General features: G+C 35.4%; 16 protein-coding genes and 1 pseudogene. 15 read left to right on the top strand and 2 right to left on the bottom strand.

The window, feature by feature from the left end:
• Positions 1–283: 283 nt before the first annotated feature.
• Positions 284–4,183: a hypothetical protein gene (locus tag ACFSAH_RS15595; protein ID WP_379663669.1), complete on the bottom strand. Its 3,900-nt coding sequence runs from the start codon at positions 4,181–4,183 to the stop codon at positions 284–286.
• 334 nt (positions 4,184–4,517) lie between these two features.
• Between ACFSAH_RS15595 and ACFSAH_RS15590 the strand changes: the two genes are divergently transcribed.
• The 10 genes and pseudogenes from ACFSAH_RS15590 to ACFSAH_RS15545 all read left to right on the top strand — a co-directional run bounded on the left by ACFSAH_RS15590 (position 4,518) and on the right by ACFSAH_RS15545 (position 14,865).
• Positions 4,518–4,907 carry a RidA family protein gene (locus ACFSAH_RS15590; protein ID WP_379663668.1) on the top strand — a complete coding sequence of 130 codons (390 nt, stop codon included), beginning with the start codon at positions 4,518–4,520 and terminating at the stop codon, positions 4,905–4,907.
• Between the two features lie 6 nt (positions 4,908–4,913).
• Positions 4,914–5,885, top strand: a complete 972-nt coding sequence (locus tag ACFSAH_RS15585) for a 3-hydroxyacyl-CoA dehydrogenase family protein (protein WP_379663667.1) — start codon at positions 4,914–4,916, stop codon at positions 5,883–5,885.
• A 35-nt stretch (positions 5,886–5,920) separates the two neighbouring features.
• Positions 5,921–7,186, top strand: coding sequence for a sugar MFS transporter (locus tag ACFSAH_RS15580; RefSeq protein ID WP_379663666.1), 1,266 nt, complete (start codon positions 5,921–5,923; stop codon positions 7,184–7,186).
• Positions 7,187–7,203: 17 nt separating this feature from the next.
• A complete protein-coding gene (locus tag ACFSAH_RS15575; RefSeq protein ID WP_379663665.1) occupies positions 7,204–8,517 on the top strand; it encodes an aspartate aminotransferase family protein in 1,314 nt (437 codons plus the stop codon).
• On the top strand, positions 8,510–9,439 hold the full coding sequence (locus ACFSAH_RS15570) for a 3-hydroxyacyl-CoA dehydrogenase NAD-binding domain-containing protein (RefSeq protein WP_379663664.1): 930 nt from the start codon (positions 8,510–8,512) through the stop codon (positions 9,437–9,439). The genes ACFSAH_RS15575 and ACFSAH_RS15570 overlap by 8 nt, the downstream gene beginning before the upstream one ends.
• Before the next feature lie 14 nt (positions 9,440–9,453).
• Positions 9,454–10,536 carry a dipeptidase gene (locus ACFSAH_RS15565; protein WP_379663663.1) on the top strand — a complete coding sequence of 361 codons (1,083 nt, stop codon included), beginning with the start codon at positions 9,454–9,456 and terminating at the stop codon, positions 10,534–10,536.
• Entirely contained in the window at positions 10,533–11,894 is a 1,362-nt protein-coding gene (locus ACFSAH_RS15560) for a hypothetical protein (RefSeq protein WP_379663662.1), read from the top strand. Before ACFSAH_RS15565 ends, ACFSAH_RS15560 begins: the two co-directional genes overlap by 4 nt.
• A gap of 21 nt (positions 11,895–11,915) precedes the next feature.
• The gene (locus ACFSAH_RS15555; protein WP_379663661.1) at positions 11,916–12,773 is read left to right on the top strand and encodes a fumarylacetoacetate hydrolase family protein; all 858 of its coding nucleotides are present in this window, start codon (positions 11,916–11,918) and stop codon (positions 12,771–12,773) included.
• A gap of 1 nt (position 12,774) precedes the next feature.
• Positions 12,775–13,890: a D-TA family PLP-dependent enzyme gene (locus ACFSAH_RS15550; RefSeq protein ID WP_379663660.1), complete on the top strand. Its 1,116-nt coding sequence runs from the start codon at positions 12,775–12,777 to the stop codon at positions 13,888–13,890.
• A gap of 252 nt (positions 13,891–14,142) precedes the next feature.
• A pseudogene (locus tag ACFSAH_RS15545) lies at positions 14,143–14,865 on the top strand (SDR family NAD(P)-dependent oxidoreductase).
• Between the two features lie 72 nt (positions 14,866–14,937).
• Here the strand turns inward: ACFSAH_RS15545 and ACFSAH_RS15540 are convergent.
• Positions 14,938–15,732, bottom strand: a complete 795-nt coding sequence (locus ACFSAH_RS15540) for a 3-keto-disaccharide hydrolase (protein ID WP_379663659.1) — start codon at positions 15,730–15,732, stop codon at positions 14,938–14,940.
• 427 nt (positions 15,733–16,159) lie between these two features.
• Here ACFSAH_RS15540 and ACFSAH_RS15535 point away from each other — a divergent pair, with 427 nt between their 5' ends.
• From ACFSAH_RS15535 to ACFSAH_RS15515, 5 genes are all read left to right on the top strand, one after another.
• Positions 16,160–17,992, top strand: coding sequence for a DUF1800 family protein (locus ACFSAH_RS15535; protein ID WP_379663658.1), 1,833 nt, complete (start codon positions 16,160–16,162; stop codon positions 17,990–17,992).
• Positions 17,993–17,999: 7 nt separating this feature from the next.
• The gene (locus tag ACFSAH_RS15530) at positions 18,000–19,862 is read left to right on the top strand and encodes a DUF1501 domain-containing protein (RefSeq protein ID WP_379663657.1); all 1,863 of its coding nucleotides are present in this window, start codon (positions 18,000–18,002) and stop codon (positions 19,860–19,862) included.
• 241 nt (positions 19,863–20,103) lie between these two features.
• A complete protein-coding gene (locus ACFSAH_RS15525; protein WP_379663656.1) occupies positions 20,104–21,492 on the top strand; it encodes a Gfo/Idh/MocA family protein in 1,389 nt (462 codons plus the stop codon).
• A 21-nt stretch (positions 21,493–21,513) separates the two neighbouring features.
• A complete protein-coding gene (locus ACFSAH_RS15520; protein ID WP_379663655.1) occupies positions 21,514–22,479 on the top strand; it encodes a 3-hydroxyacyl-CoA dehydrogenase family protein in 966 nt (321 codons plus the stop codon).
• A gap of 6 nt (positions 22,480–22,485) precedes the next feature.
• Positions 22,486–23,565 (top strand): dipeptidase, encoded by a 1,080-nt coding sequence (locus ACFSAH_RS15515; protein WP_379663654.1) that lies wholly within the window; start codon positions 22,486–22,488, stop codon positions 23,563–23,565.
• Positions 23,566–23,608 lie beyond the last annotated feature (43 nt).

Raw genomic sequence — 23,608 nt, 5'->3', positions numbered from 1 at the left:
GGCGACCCCGATTTATCGGGACATCAATAGAATAAATGATGTTACTTTAGAGATTGCTTCACTCTTTTTGCGATGACAAAAATAGTATGTCATCGCGAGCTTGCGAAGCGATCTCGTTATCAGTACTTGGATAAGCAGTCGATACCGAGCGATTGAGGTCATCGATACCGAGCGGTTGAGGTCATCGATACCGAACGGTATTGATAGTCGATCCTGAAATATATCGTATTAGAATGTCAGAGGTACTCAATATACAGCGATTATGCTTTGCCTGATAAAAGTATTATTTACTTCTTGAAATAGTATGCCCTTTATAGCCATAAATAAAATTGTCGTTAAATGTGGGCTCAAAAAGATATGGAGCAGTTCTTAATTGATATTTTTCTTCGAAATTCTTGTTTTGATTGATATACAGATACTCCAGTTCTTTTTCCAGTATAGGTTTAGAAAGAAAATCCTGATCGATGAAGTTCTCGAAAAAACTTTTAGTTTTAGTTCTTCGGTTATAAAGTTCTTTCCATGCTTTCCCACTTTCTTTAGTCGGTCTTCCCCAACCCCGTTCGAGATTAATGCTAAGTGGAACATGTCTGCCAATATGAGGATATTTTCTGTCTACCAATCGCATGAATAGCATCATAGCTCTCCTTACCTCGCCAGAAGTATTTCCTGTTATATGGATGAGTTTTAGCTTTTGATCTATATTCACATTTGTTTTTGTTTCTTTATTATCGGGGCGTGTGTCAATTCTCCAGCCCGTAAAATTAGGACTAATACTGCTTTCTTTATGATATATGGAGGCTTCTTTAAGGTTGCCTTCTATACCATCTTCTTCATCATATTGTTGTAAGAAAAAATTTAACTGAGATGCTGTTCCCATATCATAATCTGTCGTATTAGAAAGGATACAGAAATTTGGATTTCCTTGGCTAATTAAATCTACTTTTTCCCAGGTTTGATTATCAAAAAGTAAAACAGTATTTGTAAGCATAGCTTCTATTGTACATTTTCCTGTATTTACAGGGAAACTGAAATCAGTATCAAAGGCTATCTTTTTTCCATTCATAAAAACTGAAGATAATTTATAATAGTTTTCAGGAGATAGAATACGTATTTTTCCTGGCGATGCAGGTGATAATGTTATAACTATTTTTATATTTAAACCATTTCCTTCCCAGTGGGCGTTTATCTGTTTTGCTTCGGTATCTATTAATTCAGCAATAGGCTTAACTGCTTCTAAATCGTGAGCTTTAACGGTTATGTTATCTATTAAGTTCGTATGTTTACTGATGTTTTGGGTAATAGCTCCACCAAAGTAAGGAACCCATATGTACTTTTTTTCGTGTTCGAAATATTGATGAAATATTTTAAGTGGCGATGATTGGGGCGTGGCAGAGCTATTCCCAGTAATAAGGATACTTTTATGGTTTTCCCCTCCTCGGATTACCCATAAATCATTATTAGTTTTGGCTCCTGAAACAGCTTTTCTACCATTTACCAGACTTTCTGTCAATATGGGGTTTACTTCACTGTTCCATTGTTTTCCATGTAGTATAGTAGGGTCGGCATAAAATCCTGCCTGAAGGGCTTCTAACATAATTCTTCGAAACCCGAAGCGATAATAATCACGTAATCGGGCAGGAGTAAAGTCAGAAGGTTTGAAACGCTGTCCGATTTCATCAAGCCCATAGCTTGTTAGTAAAGCCATTGGTTTTTCTCCAAGAAGATTTCTGCCCACTTCGAGACCAGTTTTTAAACCACCTAGACTGTAAAACCATTCTCCCGACTCTATTGCGTTTGCATCAGAGTAAGCACTTAACATGTACGATGTGCCACCATAATCAGACCACATAGAATGTCTATTACCATTTGTGAAAATCTTCTGAATCATTTTGTATCGGTCTATATGACCAAATGCAGCTACTAAATATTCTCCACGGTCAGCAGAGAATGCCCTACCAGTGCTTCTTCTTGATTCTGTATCAGTAAATCTGAAACCAGATAGTTGAGAGAGATCATTTATCAGTCCAGGTGTATAATTTCCTGTTAGCTGTATCATTTCCCTTTGGTCTTCTTTAAACTTTTTGCCTAATGGGGTATTATATTCGTTTACCAGTAATTTATGAGGCCAATAATATTGCCCTGCTGTAAGTGGATCGTCCGGGAAATCGGTTCCAGGCATAAGATCGTCAACAATAAAAGTTGCGGTTGAGTTGGGTTCATCATGCGGGCGGATTGGTGTATAATAATTGTCAAAAGAGTATTTGCTACGCTTTATAAATTCATTTCTCATGTTGGCAATAGATTTATATACTTTTTGATTTCTGAGAGCATGTTGATAGCCCATGTCATTTCTTAGGTCTTCTCGCCCCCAGTATCTTTCTGTCCCCAGAAAATCACCTACGGTATGATAAGGCATGTGTCCCCATTGGTTACCAACATAGTATTGTCTAGCGAGATCAGGGACATGTACGTGTTTAAAATGTTGAGATGTACCCATGTAGCTATATTTTGATGCTAAAGTATCTTGTTTGTAGAGATCAGGAAACAAGTCATAATAAGTATCCAGAGCATCTTTTATACCAAATTCCCCGGAAAAATTAAAGATAATGAAACTTAGTTGTTGAGTTTCACCAGGAGTAAGTACCACTCTAGTTCCCTGTCTTATAATAGCTCTTTTACTGTTTTCTAAAGGTAACCATTCTCCCATTAAGGCACTGTATCCCTGTCGTGGATTTAGTCCCAGACCTAAACCTTGTTGAAGATTAGACGTTGCTATCATAGGTAAAGAATGTACGTATTCGTCTCTTCGACGAGGATAATCTAGTTGATTTTGTATCCATGACATGTCGAAGAAATCTTTTACATCTGTTACTGGTAATGCCAACAGCGCTTCGAGCCATAGATTTTCTTTTCCTTTATTAATAAAAGATATATCCCATATTATTTCTCCATTTTTACCAATATATAGGTGGTTTTTTGTGATGAGGTTTGTAGGCCATAATTGAGTGAAGCTAATATTATTATTTGCTGATTTCCAAGTATCCTGTACTTTTGGTGTATTTAATACTCTACGTTCTATACCCTGCCATAATGTAAGACCGGATATAGCATTTACAGTTGTTAATTTGATGGTATCTTTTTCTATACCAAGCAGGTAACCGGATTTTTCATCAAATTCCAGCTTCCATTTATCCAGTTTCTCAGTTCTTTGTTTAGTTGCTGTATTATTGGTTAAATAAAGTGGTTTAGTTGCGGGGATATGCTTTTTAAACTCAATGGGATTGATCTTTTTACTGCCAGGGAACGCGTCTTTATTTCGGTGGCTATTTACCCATAAAGGTTCAAATTCATCTCCATAACGAGGAATGTCTGAAATGCGTAATTCGTCCATGATGAATCCATTCATAGCCAAAGCCCGGTTAGGTTGTGCGGTCAAAGCAAGTCCGTCATTTTCTAAAACCTGACTTCCTGCGAGTCTGCCATCAATATAAATGGCAATACCTTCAGGAGACCATTGTAAGGTGAAATGATGCCACTCATTTGCTCTTAGTTCTCTTTTGAAGTTGTCTGTTTTAAGGAAATCTACTTGTCCTTGAAATTGTTTGCCTTTAACACTTACCAATACCCATGTTAATCTTTTTGAATTTATTCGTATAGAGGGTTTTACACTTTTAAGTTTACCTTGTGCAACCGCAAGACGCATTTCTTCTGAAGGGCCCAGTCCTGAAGGTTGGTAACTGCTGTCAAATTGGGGCTTAAGAGGTTGATTATTTTGAAAGAAAAGAAGATCGGCTGTAGTATTAGTTATTCCGCTGAACCAAAATTCCATCGTTCCCTGTCTGAAATCGAGATTTCCACGAGGCCAGAACAACCATTGGGTAAAATGAGGTAGAAAGCCATTGTCAACACTCCAGAAGTCCTTTTCTAAGCCAAGGTCTCGTAAGTCTACTGCGTTTCCATAATATCCTGTGGTTGTTTTATACCCGCCGCCGCCAAATTGATTCCAGCCATTGGCATAATCGGCTAAATGTGATGATTTATCAAATGTAGCTAAAAGCGTGGTATGAATGTCGAGCTTAAAAGATGTTTGACCATGAATATAATCTGAAATGAATATGATGATAAAAAATAAACAACATGTTTTTCTGATAATGAGTTTAATTTGTTGAGATTGTAAATACATGTGTCTGTAATTTTTAGGTTAAGCAGTTTCTTATTATAGATTATTGGACTCCTAATTAATCAAATTGAGATTAAACAATATTTTGTACTTCACTATTTTATCAGTTAGGTTATAGGGTTATTCTGTTAATATGCTTAGGCAAGATTACATTTTTCTGATGTGGATATGAACTTAATAGAATGAAAAATTAACGGAAGCGTTCTCGGAAAATTTCTTAATCAGACTGTTTGTGATATAGTTGTGTTTCGAGAACGTTTTCATTGATTTATAATGTTGATTATTAGAATAAACTGTTAATAAACTGTAATCTTGAGTATCAAATAATCAATTCAATATGGCAAAAATAAAAGTTATTCATCCAGACAGGAATGAGAAGTTTACAACAGGAGCATATTCGGATGCAGTAATAGCTAATGGTTTTTTGTTTATCAGTGGTCAGGCTGCTATTGATTTTAAAACTTCTAAATTTAATTTAGGTACTGTAGAGCATGAAACCCGGTTAACTTTAGAAAATATTAAAGCTATAATTACTGCTGCAGGTGCTACAATGGAAGATGTGGTGAAATCTACAGTTCATTTAGCTGATATTGCCGACTTTGATAAATTTAATGAAGTGTATGCTTCGTTCTTTCCGGGAGTAAGGCCAGCCAGAACCACGGTTCAGTCTGTAATGGCAGAAAACCTTAAAGTAGAGATTGATTGTATTGTGGCTTTAAAAAAGTAAATCAATATGAATATCAATCTTTTAAATCAGCCGGATAGTGAAATAGGGATAATAGGTTTGGGCTTAATGGGAAGTAGTATTATTACTTCCCTATTAATATCTGGCTATCATGTAAAAGCTATAGCGCCAATTCCTAATGAAGCCGAATCGGGGAAATCAAGAGTAAAAGAGTTATTAGCTATATGTGCTCAATCGAGGTTGATAGAAGATGAAGAAACTTATTTATCTAAGTTAACTGTTTCCGAAAATTATGCTGACTTATCTAATTGCTTGTTGGCTTTAGAATGTGTGATAGAGCAAATAGAAATAAAGAAGATTGTTTATGATCAAATAGCACAATACATTCACCCCGAAGCTATCATAGCTAGTAACACTTCGGCAATTCCTATTAGTGTATTACAGAAACTAGTTCCGAATCCAGCAAGGTTTATGGGGATTCATTGGGCAGAGCCAGCCTATTCCACTAGGTTCTTAGAAATTACCTGTGGCGATAAAACAGATGTGACAAAAGCAGAAGTTGTTTATCAGGCAGCTCATGAATGGGGAAAAGAACCAACGCTTTTAAGGAAAGATATCCGTGGTTTTATTACCAATAGATTAATGTATGCAGTGTATAGAGAAGGTTTAGATTTAATAGAAAGTGGGGAGGCAAAAAAAGAAGATACTGATAAGGCCTTTAAATATGATGTTGGATCGTGGATAACCTATATGGGTATATTTAAGAGAATGGGTTACGAAGGGCTGAAAAATAAGGCTGTTATCATACAAAACCTTCTTCCTAATTTAAGTCAGATAACGCATGTTCCAAAAATTATGGAAGAAATTGTCAATCAAAAGGGGAGAGGAATATATAACCAGATTGGATTATATAAATACACGGCAGACGATTGTAAAGTTTGGGAAAAAGAATTTGCCGACTTTATTGATGACATTTCCCGGTTAGCTGCAAAGTTTCCGGTAAATAAGCGCTTAGAATAAATTTTGATCAATTAAATAAACCTTAATCAAAATAAATGGGAAAATCATATGTATACCCAATGTTTATCATTGGAACATTATTCTTTGTGTTTGGATTTTTAACATGGATTAATGGAATACTTATTCCTTATTTCCAGATATGTCTGGAACTCAGTAATTTTCAGTCTACATGGGTGGCATTCTCTTCATATGTAGCTTATTTTGTAATGGCTATTCCTTCTGCCTGGATTTTAAAAAGTACAGGTTACAGGAAAGGAATGTTCTTGGGGTTAATAGTTATGGCTCTAGGTACCGCACTTTTTATACCTGCTGCTATTACAAGAACGTATTCTCTATTTCTGATTGGGTTGTTTGTGACTGGGACGGGCTTGGCCTTATTGCAAACGGCTGCAAATCCTTATGTTGCTATTATAGGGCCAATTGAGAGCCATGCACAAAGAATTGGCTTTATGGGGTTAGCAAACAAAATTGCAGGATTACTAAGTTTAGCCATTTTTGGCTCTGTTTTCCTCTTCAATGCAGACGATATCATTAAACAGGTAGAGGTAGCATCAATAGTAGAAAAAGAACAGATATTAGATTCGTATGCCCTTAAAATTGTCAATCCCTATATTATAGTAACCCTTATTTTATTACTCTTATCAGTAGTAATATATTTTTCTAAACTTCCAGAAGTTAAGGACGAAACTGAAAATCAAGCCGAAGAAGGCATTGAATCTAAAAGTGGAATTCTAAAATACCCTTATTTACTGTTAGGCGTATTCGCATTATTCTGTGCAGGAGCCTGTGAGGTTATACCCATTGATGGAATTATTTTATACAGTAAATCTTTAGGTATTTCCATTAATGAGTCCAGATATTTTGCGCAGTATACGTTATATGCAATGATAGTAGGCTATATAGTCAGTGTTTTATTTATCCCTAAATACCTTTCTCAGCAAAAAGCATTATTGCTCTCTGCTTTATGGGGTATGTTTTTTACCATAGTCGCCTATTTCAGTAGCGGAATAATTTCAGTTGGATGTGTCATACTTATGGGCTTTAGTGCCTCTCTATTTTGGGGGACTATTTGGGGGCTTTCTTTAAAAGGACTTGGTAAATATACCAAATTAGGTTCTGCAATGCTTTTAATGTCGGTAGTTGGAGGAGGGATATTCCCGGTCATTTTTGGACGATTAATAGATATAAATGTTGATTATCCGCAAACCTCCATTTTACTATTGCTCCCTTGTTATGCCTTTATATTGTTTTTTGCATTGCGGGGACATAAAGTTATTAAATGGTCGGGTTTTAATAAATAAATTAAAATATAAATAATATGTCGGTTTCAAGTTATCGCAATTCAGCAAAATTATTAGAGCGTTCTAAAAAAGTATTGGCAGGTGGTGTTTCATCAGAATTTAGAAAATATAATCATCCCCATGCTATCTTTTATACTCATGGAAAAGGAAGTAAGATTTATGATGTAGATGGGAATGAGTACCTGGATTTCACGCTAAGTCAGGGGCCATTAATTCTTGGACACTCTCATCCTCACGTGTTAAAGTCTATAAATGAATATTCTGAATTAGGACAGATTTTTGCCGGACAGCATATAAAAGAAGTAGAGCTTGCCGAAAAAATAAATGAATTAATACCCTCGGCAGAATTAATGAGATTTTCCTTAGATGGGTCAGAAGCTATTCAAACTGCTTTTAGAGTCGCCAGAGCTAAAACAGGTAAACAGAAGTTTTTACGTTTTGAAGGACATTATCACGGGTGGATGGATAATGTTTGCTGGGGAATATCAGCCCCATCAGCAGAAGCTTTGGGAGATAAAGACAACCCAAATGTTTTCCCCTGGACAGATGGGTTGCCTGAGCAGTCTAAAGATGAATTTATCATTATTCCCTGGAATGATTTAGCATTACTTAGAAAAGTAGTGAGCGAAAGACACCATGAGATTGCAGCCATTATTACAGAACCAGTAATGTGTAATAGTGGGTGTATCCCTCCAAAAGAAGGTTTCTTAGCAGGTATTCGTAAAATATGTGACGAGTATAATATTACTTTCATTTTAGACGAGGTAATTACCGGATTTAGACTTTCTATAAGTGGTGCTCAAAAACACTTTAACATCAAACCGGATATTTCAATTTTCGCTAAGGCCATGGGTAGCGGTTATCCTATTAGTGCTGTAGTAGGTAAAAGAGAATGGATGGAACTGATAGAGCAATCTAAGGTCATACATGCAGGTACCATGAATTCTAATAATGCAACAATTGCAGCGGCATTGGCCACCATAGAAGTACTGGAGAAAGAAAATCCGTATGAAAGAATGTATCGATTGGGGCACAAGTTAATGAGTGGGATTAGAAAAGCTGCGGAAGAAAATGGTCATCATGATTTACTTGTACAAGGTATGGGGCCAATGTTTAATACCGGATTTACCCATTTAAAAGAAGTAACAAACTACAGGGAAACCTTTACTTATGATAAAGTTAAACTGGGGAAATTTGTTGCCGGAATGCATAACGAAGGAATTAGGATAATAGGTAGGGGCTTATGGTATATAAGCGCAGTACATACAGAAGAAGAAATAGATTATGCTATCGAAAAAGCAACACTTGTTTTAAAAAACTTAAATGTATAACGGTATTAAAATTAACAAATCACAACATCCGGAAGATACCGGAATATTAGTAATAGGCGATACAACAGAGGCCATAAGTATAGTAGTTTGTTTACTTTCTGCCGGTCATCCTGTAAATTTATTGACTAAAAATGAGGATGCTACTGATGCTGTAAAGCTTCATTTTGAAGATGTATTCAAATATACTCATCAGAGATACAACTATAACCTAAATGTTATAAGAACCCTACAAGCTGCCGTAAGTATTAAGTTGGCTATAGTTGTTACAGATGAGTCTTTATCATTAAAGAGAGAGCTGATTGGGGCCTTAGAAAAAGTATCTTCCGAAGATTTAATTATAGCCGTTAATACAGAAAGTATTCCATTATCAGACATACAGCTAAAATCTTTAAGGCCACACCGTATTATTGGTGCAAATTGGGCAGAACCAGCTCATACAACCTATTTTCTGGAGCTTATTAGTAACCATTTAACAAATGAAAATATAGCTCAGGATTTAGAAGCGTATGCCAGAAAATACTGGGGAAAAGATCCTTATCTTATCCTGTCGGATAAGGGAATTAGGTCTAAAATGACAACTGCAATGGTTAGAGAAGCATTTTATTTAGTCGAAAACGGTTATGCAACTATGGAAGATATAGACAGAGCCTGTAGAAATGATGCTGGTTTCTATTTGCCATTTGCAGGTAATTTTAGGTATATGGATTTGATGGGGACGAGTGCTTATGGTATGGTGATGAAAGATTTGAATCCCGAATTGTCTAACGAGACTGTCTTACCTGAATTTTTTAAAGCCATAATAGCTAAAGAGGAAAGCGGTTTTAACAATAACAGCTTGTATGAGCTTTCAGAAAAAGCTGATGATTTCAGAAAGTTCAGTTACGAGATTCAAAAAATTATAGAAAAGTACCCTAAAGTATAGAAAGGATTTAGTTTATGAATATTCCATTTATAATAGATGCACACCTTGATTTAGCAATGAATGCCATTGAATGGAACAGAGATCTATCCAGGCCTTTAGAAGAGGTAAGGCAAAGGGAAATGTTTATGAAAGACAAACCCGACAGAGGGAAAGGAACGGTTTGCCTTCCCGAACTTAGAAAGGGCGGAATAGGCTTAGTAGTGGCTACTCAGCTATCAAGAGTAACGCCTTTAGGAAGTTCTTTGCCGGGATGGAACTCGCCACAGCAAGCATGGGCAATGACACAGGCGCAATTGGTATGGTATAAAGAAATGGAAGCAATGGGAGAGATGGTTCAAATCTGTGATTTAAAAGATTTAGATAGTCACCTTGCTTTGTGGAATGATAGGAATGTATCAAATGATAAAAAGCCTGTAGGTTATATTTTAAGCTTAGAAGGTGCTGATTCTTTAGTAGATATTTCTTACCTACATAAAGCTTACGATTATGGCTTAAGAGCTGTAGGATTATCACACTTCGGACCTGGAAGATACGCTCCAGGAACAAAAATGCAAGGCAAAATCACTTCTTTAGGAATAGAGCTACTAAAGGAAATGGATAAGCTAAATATGATTTTAGATATTACCCATTTAACAGATGAAGGATTTGATCAAGCTTTGGAGCTATATAACGGACCTATCTGGGCTAGCCATCATAATGTTAGAGAAATTGTTCCTAATCAGCGTCAGCTAAATAACGATCAGATAAAAAGACTAATAGAGCGTGATGCTGTAATAGGCGGTATGTTAGATTGTTGGGCTATGGACGTAAGGTTTATTGATACCATTTCAGACCCCTGGCAATTAGATATTAAATTGGAAAATCTTGTAGATCATTGGGATAAAATTTGCCAGATAGCAGGTAATACAGAACACATAGCTATTGGTAGCGATTTGGACGGAATCTTTGGTACAGAACAAAGCCCATGGGATATGAATTCTATTGCCGATTTACAGAAATATCAGGATATTTTAATACGTAGAGGGTATTCACAAGATGATATCGATAATATCTTTTACAAAAACTGGCTAAGATTTATACGTAAAGCGTGGGCATGAAAAACAAACAAAAGTTAAAAGCTGGCGTTGCAAAAGTTAATGTTACACCAGTATTGGGTACAGTAATGAATGGTGATTTTGTTAATCATTATGCCCAAAGAAAGCATAGTGATTTGTTTGCTAAAGCATTGGTTCTTTCTAATAAAGAAACAACGATAGCCTTTGCTGTAGTTGATATCTGCATGATGGACAAAGACTTTGTAGATCAAGTTAAGAAGGACATCAATGATAGTTTAGGAATATCAAAAGAGCATATCATTATATCCAGTACTCATACACACGGAGCACCATCTATAGCTGGTTTGTTGTTAGCATCTTTAGATGTAGTTTATCGTAATAAGTTGGCTAAAAACATAGTTGAGGCAGTTAGATTGGCAAAGGAAAATCTTAAGGATGCGAAATTTGCTTACGGTTCTGTAGATGCTCCAGAGCATTTATTGTGTCGCAGGTATTTAATGCAGGATGATTATACTGCTATTAATCCAGTTACGGGATTAGCCGATAAAATCAAAACTAACCCAGGTGGAGCAGAAGATAAAATTATTAAAAGTATAGCACCTGTTGATCCAGAGCTTTCTTTTATTGCTGTAAAAAGTATTGATGATGAGTGGATAAGCTTATTGGCAAATTACTCTTTGCATTATGTTGGAGATTGGCCAGACGGTACCATTACCTCTGATTATTTTGGAGAATTTTCCAAAGCAATTCAAGAAGGTTTAAACGCTAATGAAGAGTTTTTAGGAATAATGACTAATGGAACCAGCGGCGATGTAAATATTTGGGACTTCAATAACCCAGGTAGATATCCAAAAGAGTTTCATAAGAAAAGCGAATTCATTGGTAAAGATTTAGCTCATAAAATAGTTGAGATGGCTAGTCAATTAGAATGGAATACATCACCATCTCTTTTTGGAGAATATAAAGATGTAATAGTGAAAACCAGAAAACCAAGTAAGGAAGAGTTGCCTTTGTTTGAAGAAGTATTAGAACAAGCGAATTACGAAACTATTCTATCTTTAAATGACGAAACACGTAAGCAAATTTATGCCAGGGAGCAGCTTTTATTAAGCGAATATCCTGATGAAATTGCTTTTCCAATACAAGTTTTAAAAATAGGCGATTGTACTATTGGAGCATTAGGAGGGGAATTTTTCTCCGAAACAGGCTTGAATCTTAAAAAAGAAGCAGGCTCTAATCCTTATTTTACCATCACCATTGCAAATGGTTATGTTGGTTATGTGCCTCCTAAGCATGAAATTGCTAACGGAGGGTACGAAACCTGGAGATGTAGGACAAGTTTTCTGGCCGAAGATGCAGAAGAGCTTATAAGTAATCAATTAAAAGCATTAATCAATTAATTAGACGATTTTAAATTAGACATGAAATTATTTAGGTACGGTAATGTAAAACAAGAGAAAATTGGCGTAATTATAGATGAGAAATATTTAGACGCCTCTGGATTTGGAGAAGATTATACAGAAGACTTTTTTGCTACAGATGGTATCAATCGCTTGGAGAAATATATAAAAGAGAATAAGAGTTCTTTACAAGAAATTCCAGCAGGAAGCAGGTTAGGAGCTATTATTAAACGTCCTTCTAAAATTATTTGTATTGGGTTAAACTATGCCGATCATGCAAAAGAAGCAGGTTCTCCAATTCCAAAAGAGCCTATAGTTTTCTTTAAAGCAACTTCTGCTTTATGTGGACCAAATGATGATTTGATAATTCCAAAAAATAGCGAAAAAACAGATTGGGAAGTAGAATTAGCGGTAGTTATCGGTAAAGAAGCTTCATATGTTAACGAAAAAGATGCAATGGAGTATGTCGCCGGCTATGTGTTGCATAACGATTATAGTGAAAGAGCTTATCAGTTGGAAAGAGGAGGACAATGGGTAAAAGGTAAAAGCTGTGATTCATTCGCCCCTTTAGGGCCATTTCTAGCAACCAAGGATGAGATAGCTGATGTACATAATCTAAACCTGTGGCTAAAAGTAAACGGAAAAATGATGCAGAATAGCTCTACCAAGCAGCTGATTTTCAATATACCTTTTCTAATTCATTACTTAAGCCAGTTTATGACTTTACTTCCCGGAGATATTATTTCTACCGGAACACCGCATGGTGTGGGATTGGGTTTCAACCCTCCAATTTACCTTAAAGCAGGTGACGAAGTCGAATTAGGAATTGAAGGCTTAGGAAGTTCTAAACAAAAAGCAGTAGCTTATAAATCAAAATAAAATGGATTTCTTTCAAGAGGATTGGTGCACATTTAATGGTATTAATAATATAGATAGCCCTGCTTTAATAATTTATAAAGACAGGGTTGTTCAAAATATTCGTCTAATAAAGACAATGATTGACGACGTGGATAGGTTAAGACCGCATGTCAAAACTCATAAAACCAAAGAAGTTACCAATCTTTTAATAGGAGAAGGAATAAATAAATTTAAATGTGCTACCATCGCCGAAGCAGAAATGTTGGGAATGTGTGGAGCAAAAGATGTTTTGCTAGCTTATCAGCCTACAAAAGTTAAGCTAGCAAGGCTCTTGTCACTTATGAAGTTTTACAAAAAAACATCGTTTTCTTGTTTAGTAGATAATCAATCTACTGCCGATTTCCTTTCAGAAGCAGCTATAATTAACAATCTTGATATTTCTGTTTATATAGATTTGAATGTAGGTATGAATAGAACAGGTATAAAGCCAGAACTTGCCCATAATTTATACCATGACATTAAGAAATTAAAAGGAATTGATTTACTAGGGTTTCATGCTTATGATGGGCATATTTACGAGAAGGATCTAGTAAAGAGGGAACAAATCTGGCGTGATGCTCTAAAAACGGCAGATGAACTTATTGCTAAACTAAGAAAAGAAGGGAATGATATCATTTTAGTTGCCGGTGGAATACCAACTTTTCCATTCCATGCTCAAAAGGATAATAGAGAATGTAGCCCCGGTACCTTTGTTTTTTGGGATAAAGGTTATGGAGACAATTATGAAGAACAAGTATTTTTACCAGCAGCCATTGTACTGTGTAGAGTAGTGTCTATTGTTTCTGAAAATAAGGTATGTATAGATTTAGGGTATAAATCTATAGCTTCAGAAAACCTGTTAAACAGAAGAGTTCATTTCTTGAATCATCCGGAAGCAAAGCCCGTAAGTCATAGTGAAGAGCATATGGTGATAGAGCTACCTGCAGCAAGCGATTTAAAAATTGGCGATTTATTGTATGCTTTACCTATTCATATTTGTCCAACCGTAGCTTTATACGACAAAGCTGTTGTGGTGGAGGACGGAAAATTAATAGAACCTTGGAGTATTGTTGCTAGAGATAGAAAACTGACCGTATAACAATGGTTATAATAAATAGATACACCTCAATTCGGTCGTTATTTCGTTATTCCTATTATAATGATTGATTTGAACTTGTTTCCGGGTCTCTTAGTACAAAAATTACGTTTGTTGAAGTGTATCATAAGATTCTAGAAGTTCAGAAGATGCCGTGAAGCTAATGCTCTCGTCAATAATTAAAGGCAGATTGTTAATCGAACCGAAGTAGATGAATAAGCTTAATGAAAATTGAATTTAATTACGAGATAAACAATGAATAATTTTGAAAATAGAGTAGCAGTTATTACTGGGGGCTGTTCGGGAATAGGTTTGCAAATAGGTAAAAGTATCTTGCGAAGTGGAGCTATAGTTGTGCTAATGGATAGGAATACCAATGTAAGAGAGCTGGATAAGTACAACGAAAATTTATTGTTGTTACAAGTAGATGTCACTATAGAAAATGATGTATAAGTGGCGGTAAATGAAGTTGTGGGGAAGTATGGCCGTATAGATATATTGATTAATAGCGCAGGGATAACAGGCGAGACAAACATTAAGAGTCATTTGGTACAGACCGAAAACTTACAAAAGGTATTTGCAGTGAATTTCATGGGAGCATGGTATACCACTAAATATGCTATTCCGTATATGGTAGAGCAAAACTATGGACGTATTTTACATATAGCTTCTATTGCAGGAAAAGAAGGAAATGCCGGTATGTTGGCTTATTCTGCATCAAAATCAGCTGTAATAGGGATGACAAAGGTACAAGGGAAAGAATATGCCCATTCGGGAATAACAGTAAATGCTTTAGCTCCAGCGGTTATAAAAACACCGTTGGTAGAGGCAATGCCTTCAGAACAAGTGAAATATATGACAGATAAAATACCTATGGAGCGTTGTGGAGAAATGGATGAAGTAGTGGCTATGATCTGTTTTATTGTTTCGGAGACTGGGTTTACTTTTGATTTTTCAGGAGGTAGAGCTACTTATTAAAAAAACTCATATATAACGTTTTTTTGTTTGTTTAGACTGAGTTTTGGAAACTTTTGTTTTTAGCCTATTTTTCTATAACGGATAAATATCAATCCTTCTGAAAAATATTTCTGCTCCTTCGGACTGAATTTGAATACGTCCTTTAGATGGTTTTACTTGATAGGCTTGATTGACGAGCTTTCCATTTAAAAAAATGGAGATAGAATCTTTTTTAGCAATGCAGATTAATTTGTTCCATTTACCAACCTTTTTCTCAAGATCTTTTTCCCCTCTAAAACCTAATTCATCTTTCCATTTTGGATCGCGGTTTATCCAATTTATTCTGCCATAATTAATTGTTTTAGGAGTTCCATTTGGTTTGAAAACAGGGACTCCGTTTTGAAGCTGAGAAGCAACAGTTGAAGTGATGGAGAAGTCATTAGTTTTATCTCCAACAACAATAAAATCTCCTGTTCCTCCTTCAATAAGATTACATTCAATGCTATACATCCAACTACCACCAGCCGCACCATCTTTACCAATAGAGTGTAAAAGCAAGCCACTATCCATAGCTTTAGTTTTTCTGTGTGCAAATGTTTCATTTCCCCATTTAAACTCTACTATAATTTTATAGTCACTAAACTCTTCATTAGAGGTTATACAGCCCCATTCTTCTCCGCTTACTCTAATTTTTTTATTAGCAACTGTGAAAACTTTTTTAGGATCATCATTAGTACCTCTTCCTTTGATATAAGTGTACCATCCGTCTAAATTTTTCTGATTAAAAAGGTCAATTTTACCCTTTTCTTGAGACCAGGATGATGATATCGTAAATAAAAAAAATGCAAATAAAATATTTGTTCTTTTTGATAATGGTTTAATAATCATGTCTAGTACTAAGTAAATAATGAATTTTAAAACTAATAAGCTATTCTTAATATTTACGGATTTTGACATTTAAAATTACCGAGAACGTTTTCATTTGTTCTGTTCCTACTTACACTTGTCTTGATACCTCAATAATCAAAACCATTAATTGATTAAGTAAAAATATGAAAGTGTATACGAAATTACCTGAATGTATATTTTGCTAACTAATAGGTTTTCGATAACGTTCTCGCTGATTTTTAATTTAATATAGTATTAAATACGGGTTACTCTTGTTAATTTAAATTTAAATCTAATTACTTGAATGGAAGGAGAATGCAAACGTGAATTATATGTTTTTTATAAAGAGGAAACCCGAATTACTGAATAAAGTAATTGTACATAACCTATATGTTTTAAGATTTTTTAATTATATAATATAACCATTATGCCAAAAGATAAACTTTTTGAAAAGTATTCCAGGAAAACCATAGAGCAAAGGAAGGCTGAATTACACGATGTGTTTTTAAACAAGGTAGATAAGAAGGAATCTTCTGGTACATTTATCAAGAGTAATGGAAAGGGAATGTCTTCATCTGTACAAACAATGCGAGTAAATACAGGTTTAGATCCATATACGGGAACATGGTCAGACACAGAAGTAATTCATTTATTAAAGCGTACTAGTTTTGGTAATAGTAAAACTGCAGTAGATCATTTGCTGTCTTTGCAAAATGCTTCGGAAGCGGTAGATTTTATTACAGATTTGACTAACAAAGCAATACCTCAATATCCAAGTTCGGGCCCCCTTAATCATTACCAAAATATAGCAGCAAATACTGTAGACAGTACAATCTCTTATGGAGAGGACTGGAGTACAACAAACTTACCCTATTCAGCGGGCAGTTCAGACCCAGTGATAAATAGTCATAGGTTGTATGGTTTACAGTATTGGAATTGGGGGATATGGTTAAATGATGGATATACTATTCGTGAAAAAATGGTGAATTTCTGGTATCACTTTATACCCGTTGAGTTTATAGTGCTTCGATCCAGTTTTTATAATTCAGCTACTATATGTAGTGACTATATGAAAATATTTAGAAATAATGCACTTGGAAATTTTAAGACCATTATAGATGAGGTAACAAAATCTACGGCTATGTTGCTTTATCTTGGTAATCATTACAGTACAGCATCTGCTCCAAATGAAAATTATGCCCGAGAAATTTTAGAGCTTTTTACAATGGGTAAATCTCCTCAGAATTATACCGAAGCAGATGTACAGTCTGCTGCGAAAGTGTTGTCCGGATGGAGAATCCCGACAGATTTTAAAGCACCTTATCCTTTTCAATCGGGATTTAATTCGTCGAGGCATAATCAAACGGACAAATCCTTTTCAGCTTTCTTTAATGATACAACTATTTTTAATAAAACAGGAGTTCATGGAGCACAGGAGCTAGATGAGTTTTATAACATGCTGTTTCAATATCAGGGAATAACAATAGCTAAATATTTATGCCGGAGGCTGTATAGATTTTTTATTTATTATAATATCGATGAAGAAACAGAAACCAAAATTATTACGCCTTTAGCCAATCAGTTAATTAATAGCAATTGGGAGATTAAGCCAATAGTAAAAACACTATTGAAAAGTCAACATTTTTTTGATATTGCAAATAGAGGGGTAATGATAAAAAGTCCATTCGATTTATTGGCAGGTATTTTAAATACATTTGATGTAAATACCACAGAGCCGAACTCAGATATCTATACCCAATATAGATTTTGGCAATATTTTAACGATTATTCTAAAAATAATTTAGAACAGGAAGTTGGAAATGTTCCTGATGTTTCTGGTTGGAAAGCTTATTATCAGGAACCTGCATTTTATCAGAATTGGATTAATTCAAACACTATTCAAAAACGTGATAGAATAATAGATTTATTGATAAAAGGAACCGGAGGGGTTGGGACATTTAAGTTTAAAATAGATGCAATTGCTTTTTTAAAACAATTTAACTCCTCTGTACAATTAGATCCTAATCAGGTGGTTGATGTTTTTATTAAATATGCACTTCCGCTACCGTTGCCACAGGATTATACCACAGAAATTAAAACACAAACATTATTAGGTAACCAAACAACAGATAATTATTGGACAAGTGCATGGCAGGCCTACTTAACTAATCCTACAACAGCGAATACCAAAATTGTTAATGATAATTTAAAAGCTCTTTTGAATGCAGTTTTGAGACTGGCTGAGTTTCAATTAATGTAAAAGTATTATGAAAAGAAAAGATTTTCTCAAAAATATCTCCTTGGCCGGTATCCCTTTAATATTTAAGGGAATTCCAGTATATGCTATGGACGTTTTAACAGAACCTGTTTTAGATGTGTTTGGCTCGTTAAATACTAATTCGGATAATATACTTGTAATTATTCAGCTCAATGGCGGAAATGATGGACTTAATACAGTTTTGGCGTTAGATAAATATTCTCAATTAAGTACAGCAAGGTCAAATATTCTGATCCCTGAAACCTCGGTTTTATCTTTAACAGGAAATAATACAACGGGACTCCATCCATCAATGAGCGGGATGCAGAATTTGTATAACAATGGTCAATTGGCAATCATTCAGGGAGTCTCTTATCCTAACCCTAATTTTAGTCATTTTCATGCTCAGGATATATGGTTTACCGGTGTTGGTGCTTCAGGTATGTCGAATACTGGTTGGTTAGGGCGTGGTCTTGATAAAAAATTTCCTGATTATCCAGAAGGTTATCCCAATACAAATAATCCGGATCCAGCATCTATACAAATTGGAGGGGTAATGCCTTTAGCATTGCAGGGGCCAAATGTAAATATGGGTTATAATGTTTCAAATCCTGCAGAACTAGTAAATATAGTAAATGAGAGTCCCGGTGATGTCCCAGATAACGATTATGGCGCAGAGCTGGCTTTTTTACGATTAATGAAGTCGCAGAGTAATGAGTATGCTGGAAAAATAGTGGCAAGTTATAATGCTCAAAATAATATGTCAACACAATACCCGTCTTCAGGAAACTCTCTTGCTGCACAATTACAAATAGTGGCAAGATTAATTGGAGGAGGTTTGCAAACTCCGGTATATATTGTTAATCATGAAAATTCATTCGATACACACGTAGCTCAAGTTAATTCAGGAGCGCCAACTCAAGGAACACACGCCAGTCATCTACAGAAATTGTCTACTGCTATTAGTGCTTTTATGGATGATTTAATTTTAATGGGGAAAGCAGATAAAGTGATTGGTATGACTTATAGTGAATTTGGGAGAAGAGTAGTGAGTAATGCTAGTGAAGGGACAGATCACGGAACTGCCGCTCCCTTATTTGTCTTTGGGGTTAAAGTAAATCCAGGAATGTACGGAGTTTCTCCTGATTTACCTGTAAACCCTAATGCAAATTCTCAGGTAGATACACAGCATGACTATAGACAAGTGTATACTACCATGATGCAAGATTGGTTGGGGATTAATAAATTAGATAGCGATCAGGTACTAAATGGTGAATATCAAAAGATTGGTTTTATAAATACCGGCTCTGCCCCAGACTCACAGGGCACATTACCTATCGATAAAATTCAGCTTTCGATAAAACGATCTATGAAACAAGAAGAGTTGGCTTTTGTCGTTTGTTCTAATCATTATTATGAAAAATTCCAAATAGAAATTTCAGTAGATGGAAAGGAGTTTCAGCTATTGACAGAGGTTTTACAAACCACAAATGAGAACTTGAAAAATTATATTTATACAGTTTATCACAGAAATGAACCGAGAGTATATTATAGAATTAAAGGAATAAGTAAACAGCAGGAGGTTTCATTTTCAAACGTTATTGCGGTTAAAAATGAAAGTAAGCAGTTTTTGCGTATTTATCCTAACCCTGTTATTGAATATAAGTTTTATATTGAATTTTTTGATAAACCTAGTAAGAATATTATTGTGGAGGTTTTTGATATGCGTGGAGCAAAATTATACTATAATCAATATCCAAGTAACAATAAACTTATTGTAGAGTTGCCAGATATGTTTGATTTGAATAAACTATATTTAGTTAAGATAAGCTTTGATGGAGAAGAAATTATGGAGAAAATTTTCTTTCAATAAAATAACATTTGTTACCTCATAATAATCAACTTGTTGTTAATAGGCTGATTGAGTTTTTGAATATATCAGTTCCTGTTATGATCTTGATTGTTTATCATATTCGAGAACGTTATCGATGATTTACTTACTGTTATTCTTGTGTAACTCTTTTGAAATTCCAACCTTGTTGTTGTAAAAACGTACATCGTTGTTTAAATAATGATGTATATAAACCATTTGTAAATAATTAAGACTAGATAATATGAATCGGCGAAACCTTTTAAAAACATTGAGCTTTACAGTTGGTGCAAGTGTTATTACCACGGATATATTGGCATCAGTCGGAGAGAATTCTTTTTTGTACAATGCTCCCGAAAATAAGAAACATAAACCTTTAAAAAAAGCTGTTACGGCAATCACTATAGGCTGTGGCGCCAGGGGTACTGTTTATGGTAACTACGCGTTGAAATTTCCTGAGAATTTAAAAATTGTAGGAATGGCAGAACCACATGAGTTTAGGAATAATAAATACGCTCAAGCTCATAACATACCGTCTGAAAATAGATTTGATACTTGGGAAGACGTATTTAAGAAACCCAAATTTGCAGATGCTGTGGTTATATCTACACCAGATAGACTGCATTATGGCCCGTGCATGAAAGCATTAGAAATGGGGTACGATATTTTGCTGGAAAAACCCATAGCTCCTACTGTTAAAGAGTGTATGGATATACTTAATTATGCAAAGAAGAAAGGAAGGATAGTAGCAGTATGTCATGTGCTTAGGTATGCTCCTTATTTTGTGAAAATGAAAGAGCTAATAGATAAAGGGGCTATTGGAGAGTTGGTAAGTATACAGCATTTAGAGCCTATAGAGCATACTGCAATGGTGCATTCCTATGTAAGGGGATATTGGCATAATTCAAAAGAAACCACTCCCATTATTTTGGCTAAATCCTGTCACGACTTAGATATTGTTAGATGGTTGGTGGGAAAACCTTCTAAGCGAATTGTTGCAATGGGAGACTTGAAATGGTTTAAAAGAGAAAATGCCCCTCAAGGATCTACAGAGAGGTGTACCGATGGATGTGCTATAGAAAGGGAGTGTCCATATTCGGCAATTCGGGATTATTACGATTTGAGAAGAAGACCTACACCATTTAACTTACCTCCAGATAAAAGTAAGCACGGAGAGGTAATAATGGAGAGACTAAGAACAACAGATTTTGGAAGATGTGTTTACCGGATGAATAATGACCAGCCAGACCATTATGTTTCAAGCATACAGTTCGCAGATAGTGTAACTGCTAATTTCTCAATGGAAGCTTTTACCTCTTATGGAGGTAGAAGGACCCGGGTAATGGGAGCGATGGGGGATATGGTTGGTGATATGAAAGAGCTGGTGATTACTGATTTTAGAACAGGAAAACAAACTAAGTTTATTCCACAAGTGGAAGATGTAGAGGGGTATAAAAATGCGGGACATGGTGGTGGCGATTGGTTGCTAGTTAAAGATTTTGTGCAAGCAGTTGCACATCAAGATGTTAATCTTTTAACATCTACTATAGACCAATCAGTAGAAAGTCATATTATGGGGTTTATGGCTGAAGAAAGTCGTAAAGCTGGAAAAGTAATGGATATCAAATTATAAGGTTATTTTAATAGTATAAAAATGAATACAGAGAATATACCTGTTGCTGTGGTTGGATTAGGGCTTATGGGATGTGGCATTGCAACTTGTTTATTAATGGCTAAACATCCTGTGATAGCATTAGCGCCCATAGAAAGTGATTTGGATCATGTAATATCTAGGATAAAAAAACATTTAATAAAGTCAAAAGAACAAGGTCTTATTTCGGAAGACTATAATCATTATCTGGCGAATCTAAAAGTTACGCAAAACTATTCGGATCTTTCAGGTTGTGGTTTAGTGATAGAATGTATTATTGAGGATTTTGAAATTAAGAGAACTGTTTATGCTAAAATAGAAAGCCACATCTCAAAAGACTGTTTATTAACCAGTAATACATCGGCAATACCTATCAGTGAATTACAAAAACTCACTCAATATCCAAAGAGATTTCTTGGACTACATTGGGCAGAGCCTTCGCATACGACTCGTTTTTTGGAAATTATATGCGGTGATCTTACTGACGTTTCTTTAGGAGAATACCTTTATAAGCTAGCTCATAAATGGGGGAAAGAACCAACTTTAGTTCGTAAGGATATACGTGGTTTTATAGTGAACAGATTGATGTATGCCATGTATAGAGAAGCTTTTTATTTGGTGGAAAATGGGTATGCCACTGTTGAAGACGTAGATAGAGCTTGTAGAAATAATGCGGGTTATTGGATGACATTAGTGGGAATATTTAGATGGATGGATCTTACGGGGGTACCGGCTTATCTCACAGTTATGAAAGATTTGTGGCCGACCTTAAGTAATGCAACAGAAGTTCCCAAGCTTATACAAGATATCGTCGATTCAGGAGGAAGAGGAGTTTCCAATGCTAATGGATTTCATGAGTATACCAGAGAAGAAGCAGAACTATGGGAAAATACTTTTGAAAAATTCAGCTACGAAATAAGAGAGTTGGCAAGCAGATATCCACATGATGTTGTATCAAAACAGTTGTAGATAATTATGTTATTAATAGACGCACACTTAGACCTTGCAATGAATGCAATGGAGTGGAACCGTGATTTGAAAGAGTCTGTATCTAAACTCAGAGAAAGGGAAAGGGGAATGGTAGATAAATTAGATCGTGAAAAGGGAGTGGTGTCCTTGCCAGATCTCCGTAAAGGAGGGATAGGTTTGGTTGTCGCCACACAAATAGCAAGGTATGTAGAAAAAGGATCTAATTTACTAGGTTGGCATTCTCCTGAACAAGCTTGGGCGCAAAGTCAGGGACAGTTAGCCTGGTACCAGACTATGGTAGCTGTTGGAGAAATGATACAAATTACTGACTTAGAATCGTTAAATAATCATATAGATCTATGGCAAGATGTAAGTATTCCACCGGATAAGAAGCCCATAGGGTTTATACTAAGTTTAGAGGGAGCTGATTCTCTGGTAGAACTTTCGTATATAGAGAAAGCCTATAATTATGGGCTAAGAGTAATAGGCCCAGCTCATTATGGGCCAGGTAGATATGCGCCTGGTACAGGAATGGAAGAAGGGTTTACCTCTTTAGGCTTAGCTCTTTTAAAAGAGATGGATTCCTTAAATATGATATTAGATGTTACTCATCTTACAGATAAAGGTTTTTGGCAAGCGCTGGATATGTATAAGGGAATGGTATGGGCCAGTCATCATAATTGTAGAAAACTGGTTAATCATCAAAGGCAGTTAAGCGACGATCAAATAAAAGCACTTATAGAAAGAGGAGGGGTAATTGGAGGAGCTTTAGATTGCTGGATGCTGGAAGAAAACTGGGAGCGGGCAATAACGGATCCAAAAGAACGAAATGTGAATTTAGAAAGATTAGTGGATCATTTTGACCATATCTGCCAGATAGCGGGTAATACTAAGCATATAGGTATAGGAAGTGATTTGGACGGTATGTTTGGAAAAGAACAAAGTCCTTATGATTTAGAAACTATTTCTGATTTACAATCATATCAGGATATTTTAAAGAAAAGAGGGTATAGTAAAGAAGATATAGAAAATGTTTTCCATGGAAATTGGTTGAGAATGTTGAGAGCATCTTTGGCATATCATTAGTTCGAAATATGACCTATATGATATATTGTTATCGATAACGTTC

The sequence above is a fragment of the Pseudopedobacter beijingensis genome (assembly GCF_042678145.1).
GTDB classification, from domain to species: Bacteria; Bacteroidota; Bacteroidia; order Sphingobacteriales; family Sphingobacteriaceae; genus Pseudopedobacter; species Pseudopedobacter beijingensis.
The sequence above is the reverse complement of the archived record's forward strand: the minus strand, read 5'-3'. Positions and strand labels throughout refer to the sequence as shown.